The following is a 13,910-nucleotide window of genomic DNA, read 5'->3' as shown; positions in this document are numbered from 1 at the left end:
TAAAACGTGCAAATTTCATCAAATTAAATGATAAAACCTGCACGTTCGAAATTTTGTAATTGGTAATTAAGCTTCTTTAGGGAATGTACTTAAACTTTCTGGCTGTTTTTTCTTTAGAATTGCAGACAAAATTAGTGAGAGAACACCATACATAGCAATTGAAACACCAAAGCTGGTTAGAATATTTTTGAAGGTAGGCTCAAGCTTTTCCTGCATATTACCTGATTTCGCCAAAGCTTCGTCAATTTCTTCATTACCTAAACCAAACTTAGCCATCATGGCTCTTTGCGCATCTTCGATGGCCGCAGCAGCTTTCGCCGGAAGATCCGGATCGATAAATTTCATTAAAATAACATTATATAGTGTTGCCGTTATTGCAAGTATCAATGAGATGATCAAAAAAGCTTTGAAGGCTTCACCAAAAGTCCAATAGCCCCCGATTTCTTTTCTGATGTTAATCCCTGAAACTACCAGTAGGGCTATAAATAAGACGAAAATTCCAATTTGAGCCGCAAAGCTCGTGTACACAAGTACAGGGTTGATAAAATGTAATGTAAGCGATACAACTATTGAAACGGCTGCGAGGATAAAGCCGTATTTAAGTGATAGCTGGGAAATTTGAGCACTTTTGTCCATATATGTTTAATTTAGTTATTGATTGTGCTAATCAAAGTATAAGATGCAGCATCGAAGGCTTTGTTACTGCTAAACTGAATTAATTCTTTTGTGGTAGTTGCACTACCTTCCACATCAAGAAAGAACACCATAAACGGGACAAAAAGTTCTTGTAGCTCTTCACTTATATTCAAATTCTTAGCCGCTTTACAGATATCTTCTACACTGGTTTCTGCTAAATTCTGATTGCTGATCATTTCCTCATAAATTTCAAACTCATCTTGAAATTCATCATCCTCCACTAGCAAAAACTCTTTCAGGAAATCGCCAAGTTCAGGCTCGATATCCTCATCTTTGCATTCTTTAATATATAGCAAGAGGTTCAGCAATTCTGAGCCGCGCTCGATGGTCTCTTCTTCAATATTGGCCCACTCATCGCTTTCCAGGTAATCATCTTCCAGCTTTTGAACATCGCTGCTAAAGAAATTCACCATGAGTAGGTCGAAGAAAATTTCCCGTAATGCTTCAAAGCTGGAATGGGAGTCAAAAACAGCGTCAAAAGCCGTTGCTTTATCTAAAAAATTAACGTCAAGCTCGAAAGCTGCGATCAACTCCGTTTCGAAGCCTTCAACGTTTATTTCAGAAACCTCAGCATATTTGTTTAGTGAAGCGACAAGCGCTTTTTTTACTCTATTATCCATGTTTTTATCGTATCAAGTTTTTGTATTAAGTAGCGAGTATCCAGTAATGAGTATCAGGTATCCAATATCAGGTAGTGGATCTGGAATAGCTTGTCACTTTTAATTTTCCTGGTATTGATTATTATTATAAACTAAGATCACTTTTCCCGTAAGTTCAGTTCCTAACAGCGGATTATTTGCTGATTTGGAAAGGTTACTGGAAGCATTATACAACCATTTGTCACTCGTGTTAAAGATTGTAAAGTTTGCTACCGCCCCTTCCTCCACAACGGGGATAGTTAAATTTAGTAATTTACGTGGGTTTATTGATAACTTCTCTGCAATTAATCCGGCGTCCAGTCCCGCCTTTATTAACAAAGGAAGAACCGTCTGCAGCGCGATAATTCCATAATGTGCAATCTCAAACTCCACGTTTTTAAATTCAATTTCTTCAGGACGGTGTTGGGAAGTAATGGCATCGATCGTTCCGTCTTTCAAACCGGCTATTAATGCTTTCACATCAGATTTGCCCCGCAGTGGCGGTTTCACTTTATAGTTGCTGTCAAAGTCGGATAAGAGTTCTTCGGTAAAAACCAGGTGATGAGCGGTAACATCGCAGGAAATCTGAATGCCATCTTTTTTCGCCTTGCGGATTAAAGCAACCGAACCCGCTGTTGAGATGTTGCTGATGTGAATTTTAGTTTCATTGTACGATGCCAGAAAAATATCACGGGCAATATGCATTTCTTCAGCTAAAGAAGGTAACCCCTTCATACCCAAAAGCACAGAATTTTTACTCTCATTGATCTGTGACTTACCGGCAATAGACTTATTTTCCGGATAAACCATCAGCAAGGCTTGTAAGCCTTTTGCGTATTGCAATGCCCGGCTCATAAAGCCATCGTCCTGCAATGCCCTGTCACCGTCAGAAAAAGCAACCGCTCCGGCCTGTTGCATATCAAATAATTCTGCAATTTCTTTGGCTTCACGATTCTGACTGATTGCGCCAACCGGATATACATCAACCAGGTTATTTTTACCTTTATTGATGATATACTCCACCTGTGATTTTGATTGAACGACCGGGCTGGTTTGTGGCAAAAGGGCCAAACCTGTAAAACCTCCTGCTCTGGCGGTTTGGGTTAGCGTTCGAATATCTTCTTTGGTTTCGAATCCCGGATCGCCGGCAACACAGTTCAGGTCGAAAAAACCTGGTGTTAGAAAAGCTCCCTGAGCGTCGAAAAGTTTTTCATCTACTTCAGGAGTAATTTTTCCTATGCTTTGAATTTTACCATCAACTATCCTGACATCGCATAGTTGTTTATTAAAACTGGTTTGCGGATCGGTAATGGTTACATTTTTAACTAGGAGATTCATATTGTTTTTTTAGGGTTGTTAAAAAATCGGATGAGCAAAATTTCTGCTGCAATAAAAATCAGTGACAAAATTAGACAAAGTTTCCATAAAGTTTGTCCGATTTTATTGGTACCAGAAGTTAATTTCACCGCATCTTTATCTGCATCAAATATTTTCAGGTTACTTCTTTCTGCAAGATTGCTCAGCTCATTTTTACTCAGGTAATGCATATCCGACTCGCTTCTGCCACTATTAAAGGCATAAACATTGATTAGTGAATCGGCAAGGGTTAGATTGTAAAAGCCAGTCTGCTTAACCTGATCGGCTACGTACACAAAAGTTTTCCCATCAGCCTGCCGGATTTCCGGAATGGCCTCAAAGGCGTTCGCACTTAGCTTCAAAGTTTGATTTCTCCCTAGGGTAATCTTTGAGCTCGCTAGAGCATTATCGTATCCTAAATTATAATATAATGCATTTTCGTTTCCTGCATTTAAAGCTACCTGATACATCAGAGGAACGAAAAGGGGGTGCCGCACAATATTACCATAGGCGGGGTTAAGTCCTGTTGCAGATAGATAAACTGATCCGTTACCAATGCCAAACCTGGCAAAAAATAATTTACCGCCCGGCAAAGACAAAAGGGACTCTTTATTTACCGAATTGGTTTCAGCAAAAGTGAAGTGCTGGCTGACATCAGGGAGGTCGAGGTTTTTAGGAACTTCCTCAAATACAGATTTAAAGACCGCGTTTTGCAGGTCAATCTGCTCAACCCTGGTTACCGTTTTATCTAAACGCTCTATGACCGGGAGTGATAAGCCCCTTAAGAAAGTATTATAACTTTGAATATCGGCATCAAGATCTGGAAAAATAACGACCTTTCCTCCAGCCTTTAGATAGCTTTTCAACTGCTGGGCCAATCCGCTTGAAGGATTTTTCAAGCCATTTAATACGATTAAACCAAAAGCGGGAAAAGCGCTGTAATTAATGTTACTTTCCGTATTTTCTATTAGTTTATAGTAATTGTCGGCAGCATAAAGTGCTTTAATGTAACCGCCTCCGTTTGCACCATTAATATTTAAAACCGACATACTGGCGTCTACTTTGAATGCAAATGACAATGTATCATCAAAGGTTACCGGAAAATCTTTAATGGTAACAATACCTTTTTGCCAGCCTGCTTTTAATCCGGAGAAGCTTAAAGTATCTGATAAGATTTTCCCCGCAGGTATAGTTACTGTACTCAAACCCTTCTGCTGATTGTTAACAATCAGTTTTACGGGGATGTTTTTTGCCGCTTCCTCTGAATAGTTTTTAAAACGTACCACCAGTTTTTCGTTTGCACCGGGTTGGTGATTTGGCGAAAGCATCCACACACTATCTACCGCAACATTTGGTAAGGCAGTCGCATTTAGTTTCAAAAGTGCATATTGGATATCAGCTTTCGTTTCGAGTTTTTTTCCGGTAGAGATATTTTGTTGAAAATCGGAAATCAGAAAACTATATTTGTTGGCGGATGCTGTTAACACGTTTGCCTGACGGTTTAATATTTGCTGAAGGTTTCTTTGTGTCGAAGATATTCTGACATCTTCAAGTGCTTTGAGAAACTCATCTTTACTTAACAAACGCTGATGCCGGCCCTCGAAATCATTGGTTAAAAGCTGAAAACGATCGTTAATTCCAAAACCGTTAACCAGTTCTTTTGCCCTGCGCCTGCCTTCATCTAATAAATTGCCATCTTTGTTGATGGCCTCCATGCTGTAAGAATTATCGATATAGATACTTACAGCATTATTCAAAGAAACCGTTTTCTGATCGGATAGTGGAATATAGGGTTGTGCGAAAGCAAATACCAAAAAGATGATTACCAGTATTCTGGAAGCCAGAATAAGCAAATTTTTAAGTTTCTCTTTTGATGAGTTTTGTTGTTCTACCTCTTTTAGAAGCTGAACGTTTGAGAAATAAACTTTTTTAAATTTCCGGAAATTGAATAAATGAATAACAACCGGGATAGCGACCGATATTAGTGCGAAAAGAAAGCCCGGATAAAGGAAATTCATTAAAAACCAAAGATAGAAAAATTATGGAAAGCTGCGAATTACAAGTGTAATAAAACCATGTTGCATCAAACAGGGAGCAAAATCAGCTTTTCAGAAATGAAGATAGAAGCTTAGAAAGATTAAAAACTGAAACCCGGGAATTCAATATTCACAATCTTCCACTCGCCGTTATTAAGTGCAAAATAAAGCTTGAATGGACCGCTGATGATTTTAGATTCCGTTTTTAGTACTGCTCTGAAACCCGCTACACCTTCAACGAAACCCATTCCCTTTCCACCATCGAGCAATTCGAAGTTCACATCGATTATATCGTATCTACCACCAACATATTCATCAGCCTGCCCAAAAATACCTTTCAAACGGCCAATTACAACGTCTTTAGCAAACACCTTACCTTTTGGGAGGATAAAGAAATCGTTCAATTCGTTAATAATCGACTTTGATTGCTTAAACCATGAGCTGATAAACCTGATGGCTGAATTCACAATGTCGGCCTGATGGTTGAACTGGGAGGTACTTTGCATCCGGCAAATCTACAGCTTCTATCTGAATTTTTTCATCGCCTTCCACAGCTTCTCGTCCATTTCATAAACATCAGGACGAAATTCTACCTTATTATTCTCAAACCAGGCAGTGAAATAAGTAATGAGCAGCGGAACATCTTTTTTTGGAGAAAACCATGCCGGCTTCAATTGGAAAGTTTTTAAAGTATCAGCTTTTGCCGCCATTCGTTTCTTGTACCACCTGTTATGCGTGCTGTCAACCGGAGGCAAATCAACCTCGGCTCTTAACTTGTCATAAGTGTAAGTATCGCCTACCAGTTTCTCCGCAAACTCCAATGGTTTTTCAATACGCACGCAACCATGACTGATAGCGCGGTTGCTCAAATTAAAGCCATTTTTATTATTTGTATCGTGCAGATAAATGCTCGAACTATTATCGAAAATAAATTTAAATTTACCTAAAGCATTTCCACCGCCCGAGCCTTGTTTAAATTTAAAAGGCAGTTTTTCCCTCGAATATTTATTCCAGTTTATGGTATCAGGCTCGCCGATCAACTTGTCCTTGTAATAAACTTTAATATTGCTGTTCGAAAGATAATATGGATCTTTTCTTGCCATCCAATAAATCTCGCTTTGTGCAATACTTACAGGAATATTCCATATTGGATTTGCCTGAATAGAATTGATTTTACTGAACAGCAAAGGTGTCTCATGGTTCTTTGGTTTGTCATCGAGATTGCCGGATTTTGCAAAAGCTTTTAGTTTCTCATCATATGCACTTTCTCGTCTCCCCCCAACACAAACTTTCATACTGATTACGGTATCCTGAGCATCAAACCAGGTGAGTTTAAAATCAGGAATATTCACCTGAACATAACTAGTTCCGGTTGCCGGCATCTGCCAGCGAAACCTTTCCATATTCAATAACAAAATTCGTTTTTCACTGGCTACATCTGTATTCAGATAAGCAGTTTGCAAAGCCTTATATTGTGGAGATTTTGGCTGTGCAGATTTTAAGGAATCCAGCAAATGATCAGTTGATAAAAGCCTTAACATTCCGGCACTGTCCGGACGTTTCACTTTGATGTAATATCTGGAAAAAATGTTTCTCGGATTGACCACCCCGTACTTCAGGAAATTGGTATAGTTTAAATAGGCATTGGCACTTAAAATTTCAAGCCTGGCAATCACTGGATAGCTATCCTCTACTCTTTTAAACTTATTTTCACCAAGCTGGCTTAACAGATCTTTTATTTCTTCTGTATTAAAAACTTTAGGATTAAGACCATGAACTGTACTATTTGCAAGGTAAGTGTTCAGAGAATCCAAATCTCCATTAGTGTAAAATTTAGTAACAAATTCGGGTGCATCGTTATTTGCAGCGTAAAAGGCTTTAATGGTTTTCGGGTTGATAAAACCTGGAGAAAGCGCATTGATCGTTTGGACAAAAACACTGTCGTAGGCTGCTGTATCGAAATCTTTGTAAATTTTATTTTTGAAGTGTTCGGCTAACACTTTCCCTATTTCGGGTGGAGATTTAAACCAGCCACAAGCAGAAATGCCTAATACAAAGGGAATAATTAGAAAGCGGAAGTTTTTCAATGCATTATGTTTTAGTACAAAAATAGCCCGATTGCAATATATAAACAGCATAAAGGCAAATTAAATGCCATTATTTTTTGTTTTACGGTTTCAAACACTATATTTGCCAACGCTAGTCAGCTAAAGCATTGATATTGGCAGAAATAAATATATGAAATTAACTTTGAACCATCACTTACATTTGCACCATCGCCGATAGGCGATGATATATGTTTGTTTTGTACTTCAAAACTATTTTTCCGTAAAATTATTTCTTGTTCATTCTATATTCAATACTTTGAAAACACTTAAAATTGCTATCCAGAAATCGGGTAGGTTAAACGAAAAATCTGTAGAAATTCTTAAGAACTGTGGTCTCTCATTTGAGAACTATAAAAGTTCCCTTATATCAACTGTAACAAACTTCCCGCTAGAGATCCTTTTCCTTCGTGATGACGACATCCCTGAATATGTTCAGGACGGCATCGCTGATCTCGGAATTGTTGGAGAAAATGTTATTGTAGAAACCAGGGCTGAGGTCAGCTATCTACAGAAATTAGGCTTCGGAAAATGCACGCTAAAAATCGCTGTACAGGCTACAAGCGATATACAGCATTTAGACGAACTAAACGGCAAAGCAATTGCCACTTCTTACCCGGTAATTCTTGAAAAATTCTTAACAGAAAAAGGTATAAATTCTGACATCAGAACGATCTCCGGTTCGGTAGAAATTGGTCCGGGTTTAGGTTTAAGTGATGCCATTTTCGATATCGTTTCTACAGGCGGAACTTTAAAGAGTAACGGCCTCAAACCATTTGCAGATGTGATGCAATCGGAAGCGGTTTTAATCGGAAATAAATCGATAGCAGATAACCCTGAAGTTGCTGAATTACTTCAGAGAATCCGTTCAGTGCTAAGTGCAAAATCTAATAAATACGTGGTATTAAATGTATCGAAAGATAACCTTCAAAAAGTTGTCGATTTATTGCCAGGTGTTAAAAGTCCAACAGTAGTTCCCTTATTCGAACCGGATTGGGTAGCTGTTCATTCTGTAATTGCCGAAGAAGATTTCTGGGATAAAATAAACAGTTTAAAAGCAGCTGGTGCAGAAGGAATTTTGGTGATGCCAATCGAAAAAATTATTCGTTAAAAAGGGATAAAAATAACAAAAAACATATTAACTATTAGTTAATCGTAAATCTTAACACATTGAAAATCTACAATTATACAGATTTATCTCAATCAAAAATCAAAGAACTTTGTTCGCGACAAATTGAAGACGATAAATTGGTGGAGGAGCGGGTTGAAGACATCATCAAAACCGTAAAAATAGATGGTGACAAAGCGCTGTTTAACTTTGCAAAAGCTTTTGATAAAGTTGAATTAGATAAGCTTTTTTTGGATGCTGAAGAATTGAAAACGATTGCTTCTACTATTCCCGCCGATGCAAAAAAAGCAATAGAAACGGCCTATCAAAACATTAAAGCCTTTCACGAATCTCAGCTTAAAACGGAAGATAAAGTAGAGACCATGCCTGGCGTTATCTGCTGGCGTGAATCCAGGGCTATAGAGAAAGTGGGACTATATATCCCTGGCGGGACAGCAGTTTTACCGAGTACGTTTTTAATGCTTGCCACACCAGCATTAATTGCGGGCAGCAAAGAAATCATTGTTTGCTCGCCGCCGCAAAGTGATGGTAAAACCAATTGCTATCTTGCTTACTGTGCGGTATTGCTGGGCATTGATAAAATATACCTAATCGGCGGTGCCCAGGCTATAGCTGCAATGGCATTCGGAACAAAAACTGTACCCCAGGTATACAAGATATTTGGCCCTGGCAACCGTTATGTAACAACCGCCAAAACCATGGTGCAAAACAAGGTAGCTATTGATATGCCTGCTGGTCCATCAGAGGTTTTAATAATTGCTGATGAAACTGCCAATCCGTCATACGTAGCTGCAGATCTACTTGCACAGGCAGAGCACGGATCTGATAGTCAGGCTATTTTAGTCGCCACCTCAAACGAGATTATAGCTGAAACATTACAAGAAATTGAGCTACAGATAAAACGACTTCCCAGGGCAGAGATCGCAGCAAAAGCCATAAGCAACTCTTACGCAGTGCTAGTCAGCGATTTAGAGACGGCTATGAGCTATTCAAACGAATATGCACCTGAACATTTGATCTTGGCTACAGAAAGCAATGAATCACTGATCCCAAAAATAGTTAATGCAGGCTCGGTATTCCTGGGTAACCTTACCCCTGAAAGTGCAGGAGATTACGCTTCTGGAACGAACCATACCTTACCTACAAGCGGCTTTGCGAAGGCTTATTCGGGCGTATCAACAGATGCTTTTTTAAAAAAAATAACCTTTCAGCATTTGACACAGGAAGGCTTGAATAATATTGGAAGTACGGTTGAAATACTTGCCGCATCCGAAGGCTTGCAGGCCCACAAAAATGCAGTTACGATTAGATTAAACACTGTGAAAGGCCTAAAATAGAGAAGGCAAGGCATCATGCCAATCCTTTTACCTTTTACCTTTTACCTTTTACCTCAAAAAATGGATATCAACGATTTAGTTAGAGAAAATATAAAAAACCTTAAACCATACTCTACCGCCAGAGATGAGTTTAAAGGTCAGGCATCGGTGTTTTTAGATGCCAATGAGAACAGTTATGGCTCTCCCCTACCCGCAAATTACAACCGCTATCCTGATCCGCTACAGCTAGACCTGAAAGATGCGATCAGTAAAATTAAAGGTGTGCCCATCGAAAATACCTTTCTGGGTAACGGAAGCGACGAAGCAATTGACCTGCTTTTCCGTGCCTTTTGTAACCCCGGAAAAGACAATGTAATTGTACTTCCTCCTACCTATGGAATGTATGAGGTTTCTGCTAATATTAATGATGTAGAAATCCGTAAAGTAAGCCTGCTTCCCAACTTCCAGTTAGACATGGAAAAGATAGCTGAAACCATCGATAAAAACACCAAATTAATCTTCATCTGTTCTCCAAATAATCCGACTGGAAATTCGATAAACCGTGAGGATATTGAAACAATTTTAAACAACTTTAATGGGATCGTTGTAGTGGACGAAGCGTACATTAATTACGCCCGGCAAAAGACATTTATACAAGAGCTAACTGAGTACGCAAACCTCGTTATTTTGCAAACTTTTTCGAAGGCCTGGGGACTCGCCGCTTTGCGATTGGGAATGGCCTTTTCATCAAGAAATGTGATCGATGTTTTGAATAAAATTAAGCCACCATATAACATTAATCAGGCTACTCAGGATTTAGCTTTTGAAGCCCTGAAAAACATTGGGCAGGTTAACGAATGGATCAAAGAATCTGTTGCCGAAAGAGAGCGGCTTTCTGTCGATTTAAACAGCCTGAATATCGTCACAAAAGTTTATCCATCGGATGCAAATTTTATATTGGCTGAAGTAACAGATGCGACTAAAATTTACGACACTTTGGTAGAAGAAGGAATTATCGTACGCGACCGTTCGAAGGTAACTTTATGTGAAGGTTGTTTAAGGATCACTGTAGGAACGAAAGAAGAAAACGATAAACTATTAACCATTCTGAAAAACTTTTAAGAGATGAAGAAAGTACTTTTTATTGACCGCGACGGAACCTTAAATATCGAACCGGATGACGAACAGGTTGACAGTTTTGCGAAGCTAAAGTTTTATCCGCGGTCTTTGTATTACCTTTCGAAAATTGCCAGCGAAATGGATTATGAACTGGTGATGGTAACGAACCAGGATGGACTCGGAACACCGTCAAATCCCGAAGAAAACTTCTGGCCAATTCATAATTTTATGCTTGATACTTTTGCCGGCGAAGGCGTAAATTTCAGTGAGATTATTATCGACAGAACTTTCGCGAAAGACAATGCACCTACCCGCAAACCGGGTACCGCTTTGTTGACAAAATATTTAAGCGGCGATTATGATCTGAAGAATTCATATGTCATCGGCGACCGGCTGAACGATGTGGTTCTGGCGAAAAACTTAGGAGCGAAAGCCATCTTTCTTCGCCAGAACGATACACTCGGATCTGCTGAAGCTTTGGATAAACATGAAACCTTGCTGGACATCATTATTCTTGAAACACAAAAGTGGGAGGACATCTATAATCTGCTTAAAGCAGGTAGTAGAAAAATTAACCATGTGCGTAAAACCAATGAAACTGATATTACCATCAATCTTGATTTAGATGGTACCGGAAAAGCAAAAATCGAAACAGGCCTTAATTTTTTTGACCATATGCTTGATCAGATTGCCAGACACGGCAGTGTGGATTTAGAGGTAATTGCAAAAGGCGATTTACATATTGACGAACACCACACCATTGAAGATACCGGAATTGCGCTTGGAGAAGCTTTTGCGAAAGGCTTAGGTAACAAACTGGGCATAGAACGTTATGGCTTCTGCTTACCTATGGATGACTGCCTGGCACAGGTGGCAATTGATTTTGGCGGCCGCAACTGGATGGTGTGGGATGCTGAATTTAAACGCGAAAAAGTCGGAGACATGCCTACTGAAATGTTTTACCACTTTTTTAAATCTTTTAGCGATGCAGCAAAGTGTAATTTGAACGTTAAAGCCGAAGGTGATAACGAGCATCATAAAATTGAAGCTATCTTTAAAGCATTTGCAAAAGCAATTAAAATGGCCATTAAGCGTGATGCAGAGAAAATGGTTTTACCGAGCACGAAGGGGATGTTGTAAAATTAAAGCCGTTAATGAAAACTCGTTTCGATACTCAGCACTTGATACTCGATACTAAACACCTGACACTAAATACTCGATAAACATATGATTGGAATAGTAAATTATGGCGCGGGCAACATCTTTTCCTTAACCGCTGCTTTAGAACGCCTGGGCCTGGAATATGGTATGGTGAATACCGAAGGCGACCTCGAAAAATACTCGCATATTATTATTCCTGGTGTAGGCCATGCCGGCGCAGCCATGGAAAAGCTTAATCAAACAGGTTTAGTCCAGGCAATAAAGGCATTAACCAAGCCCGTTCTGGGTATTTGTGTAGGGATGCAGCTGATTACGGAGCATTCGGAGGAAGGCGATGCGGCCCTTTTGGATATTGTTCCGGTGAAGACTAAAAAATTCGATAAGTCTTTGAATATCAAAATCCCCCATATGGGATGGAACGCCGTGAAACCTGCGACCAATCCCTTATTTGATGGTGTTGAAGATAATACACAATTTTACTTCGTTCATTCGTACTTTATTGAATATAACCCTATTTTTGACATCGCATCTGCCGGTTACGGATTGAAATTTTCGGCTGCTGTGCAAAAAGACAACTTTTATGGGGTTCAGTTTCACCCGGAGAAATCGGGGAAAGCTGGCGAACAGATACTAAAAAATTTTTCAAACTTAAGCTTATAAAATGTACATAATTCCTGCTATTGATATTTTGGACGGTAAGGTTGTTCGCTTGCGCGAAGGCGACTATAACCAGAAAACTGAATATGATGTTTCTATTGCTGATATGATTGCAAAATACCAGTCAAACGGTACAGATTTTATCCACATCATTGATTTGAATGGTGCAAAAGGCGATTTCAGTAACCAGAAATCATTATTTGAAATCATAAAAAAAACTGAAATGAAAGTGCAGTACGGCGGCGGAATCCGTACCATTGAGCAGGTTACGAATTTGCTTGATGCAGGGATCCACCGCGTTATTGTGGGTACACAGGCCATTACTAATCCCGATTTCTTACAGCAATTGAGCGAAGCTTTTGCCAAGAAAGATAATTATGCCAACCGGATCGTCATTGCCATTGATGTTTTGGATGAAGTGATTAAGTATTCTGGCTGGATGGAAAGTTCACCGATCAAGCTGATGGACTATGTTGATAAATGCCTTGCTTTGGGTTTCTTCCGTTTCTTATGTACCGATATCAGTAAAGATGGGAAGTTGGGCGGAGCAGCAGTTGAATTGTACAAAAAATTACTAGAACATTCGCCCATGATTAAATTAATTGCGTCGGGCGGTGTAAGCTCCATGGAAGATATTTATGAGCTTGCAAAATTCCCCATCAGAAGCGTGGTCGTTGGTAAGGCCATTTACGAAGACAGAATCACGATAGAACAAGTGAAAGACTGGAATTTGAAGATGTTGAGTTCGATTTAATTAAAAGATAAATCGTCATTGCGAGGCACAATTTATCCCGAGAATTCGGGAAAGCAAACTCAAACGAAGGATTGCATGCCACCTCGTAATGACGAAAACCCAAGCAAATGTTATCAAAAAGAATAATTCCCTGCCTTGACGTCAAAGACGGCCGTACCGTAAAAGGGGTAAACTTTGTTGATTTACGTGACGCAGGCGATCCGGTAGAGTTAGCGGCTCAATATGCACAGCAAGGTGCCGATGAACTGGTTTTCTTGGATATTACAGCCACTCATGAACGTCGGAAAACAATGATAGAAATGGTGAAGGCTGTAGCACGCCAGCTGAATATTCCTTTCACCATTGGTGGTGGCATTACAGAAATTGCGGATGCGGAAGCCCTATTAAACGCAGGAGCCGACAAAATCAGCATCAACTCTGCTGCAGTAAGAAACCCTAAACTAATTGAGGAACTGGCCAAAGCATTTGGGGTACAGTTCGTAGTGCTGGCTGTAGACACCAAACATGTGGATGGAAAAAATATGGTTCACCTGAATGGCGGAAGGCTCATCACTGAACTGGAAACCGAAAACTGGATTAAGCAGGCAGAAGATTTAGGTGCAGGAGAGATCTTGCTTACCTCAATGGATCATGACGGTACAAAAGCAGGTTTTGATTGTGGTTTATTGCATAAGGTAAACCAAATGATCAACATCCCAATCATTGCTTCGGGCGGTGCGGGAAGTATGGAGCATTTTACAGAGGTTTTTCAAAAAGCCAACGTTGATGCAGCATTAGCCGCATCAGTATTTCATTACGGGGAAATTCTGATTCCTGATTTAAAACAGGAATTAAAAAGAAATCATATTCCGGTAAGGATATAAAACAATAATAAATACGTCATCTCGAGGCACGAAGCAATATTTTAGAACAAATAAAATTGCTTAGCATCTCGCAATGGCGG

Annotated in this window: 13 protein-coding genes; 7 read left to right on the top strand and 6 right to left on the bottom strand. The window is 39.5% G+C overall.

From position 1 onward, the window contains the following. Positions 1-66: 66 nt before the first annotated feature. The 6 genes from AC570I_RS02395 to AC570I_RS02370 all read right to left on the bottom strand — a co-directional run bounded on the left by AC570I_RS02395 (position 67) and on the right by AC570I_RS02370 (position 6,813). Positions 67-636 carry a DUF4199 domain-containing protein gene (locus tag AC570I_RS02395; protein ID WP_047797555.1) on the bottom strand — a complete coding sequence of 190 codons (570 nt, stop codon included), beginning with the start codon at positions 634-636 and terminating at the stop codon, positions 67-69. Between the two features lie 11 nt (positions 637-647). Beyond that, complete coding sequence (locus AC570I_RS02390) at positions 648-1,316, bottom strand: hypothetical protein (RefSeq protein WP_497404088.1); 669 nt, start codon at positions 1,314-1,316, stop codon at positions 648-650. 99 nt (positions 1,317-1,415) lie between these two features. Further along, positions 1,416-2,672, bottom strand: coding sequence for a dihydroorotase (locus tag AC570I_RS02385; protein WP_497404086.1), 1,257 nt, complete (start codon positions 2,670-2,672; stop codon positions 1,416-1,418). Further along, positions 2,669-4,708 carry a BatA domain-containing protein gene (locus tag AC570I_RS02380; RefSeq protein WP_497404084.1) on the bottom strand — a complete coding sequence of 680 codons (2,040 nt, stop codon included), beginning with the start codon at positions 4,706-4,708 and terminating at the stop codon, positions 2,669-2,671. The genes AC570I_RS02385 and AC570I_RS02380 overlap by 4 nt, the downstream gene beginning before the upstream one ends. Positions 4,709-4,827: 119 nt before the next feature. Then, the gene (locus AC570I_RS02375) at positions 4,828-5,232 is read right to left on the bottom strand and encodes a hypothetical protein (protein ID WP_047797559.1); all 405 of its coding nucleotides are present in this window, start codon (positions 5,230-5,232) and stop codon (positions 4,828-4,830) included. 18 nt (positions 5,233-5,250) lie between these two features. Then, positions 5,251-6,813: a L,D-transpeptidase family protein gene (locus AC570I_RS02370; protein ID WP_497404082.1), complete on the bottom strand. Its 1,563-nt coding sequence runs from the start codon at positions 6,811-6,813 to the stop codon at positions 5,251-5,253. 277 nt (positions 6,814-7,090) lie between these two features. Between AC570I_RS02370 and hisG the strand changes: the two genes are divergently transcribed. The 7 genes from hisG to hisF all read left to right on the top strand — a co-directional run bounded on the left by hisG (position 7,091) and on the right by hisF (position 13,830). Continuing rightward, complete coding sequence (hisG, locus tag AC570I_RS02365) at positions 7,091-7,942, top strand: ATP phosphoribosyltransferase (RefSeq protein WP_047797723.1); 852 nt, start codon at positions 7,091-7,093, stop codon at positions 7,940-7,942. A gap of 59 nt (positions 7,943-8,001) precedes the next feature. Beyond that, on the top strand, positions 8,002-9,297 hold the full coding sequence (gene hisD, locus AC570I_RS02360) for a histidinol dehydrogenase (RefSeq protein WP_497404079.1): 1,296 nt from the start codon (positions 8,002-8,004) through the stop codon (positions 9,295-9,297). A 60-nt stretch (positions 9,298-9,357) separates the two neighbouring features. Further along, positions 9,358-10,398 (top strand): histidinol-phosphate transaminase, encoded by a 1,041-nt coding sequence (gene hisC, locus AC570I_RS02355; RefSeq protein WP_497404077.1) that lies wholly within the window; start codon positions 9,358-9,360, stop codon positions 10,396-10,398. Positions 10,399-10,401: 3 nt separating this feature from the next. Beyond that, positions 10,402-11,535 (top strand): bifunctional histidinol-phosphatase/imidazoleglycerol-phosphate dehydratase HisB, encoded by a 1,134-nt coding sequence (gene hisB / locus AC570I_RS02350; protein WP_497404075.1) that lies wholly within the window; start codon positions 10,402-10,404, stop codon positions 11,533-11,535. An 87-nt stretch (positions 11,536-11,622) separates the two neighbouring features. Next, positions 11,623-12,216: an imidazole glycerol phosphate synthase subunit HisH gene (hisH, locus tag AC570I_RS02345; protein WP_497404073.1), complete on the top strand. Its 594-nt coding sequence runs from the start codon at positions 11,623-11,625 to the stop codon at positions 12,214-12,216. Between the two features lies 1 nt (position 12,217). Then, positions 12,218-12,967: a 1-(5-phosphoribosyl)-5-[(5-phosphoribosylamino)methylideneamino]imidazole-4-carboxamide isomerase gene (gene hisA, locus AC570I_RS02340; protein WP_047797564.1), complete on the top strand. Its 750-nt coding sequence runs from the start codon at positions 12,218-12,220 to the stop codon at positions 12,965-12,967. Between the two features lie 107 nt (positions 12,968-13,074). Continuing rightward, complete coding sequence (gene hisF, locus AC570I_RS02335) at positions 13,075-13,830, top strand: imidazole glycerol phosphate synthase subunit HisF (protein ID WP_047797566.1); 756 nt, start codon at positions 13,075-13,077, stop codon at positions 13,828-13,830. The last annotated feature ends 80 nt before the right edge of the window (positions 13,831-13,910 follow it).

The organism is Pedobacter sp. A2324, from assembly GCF_059693705.1.
This window is presented reverse-complemented; position numbering and strand designations above follow the sequence as displayed.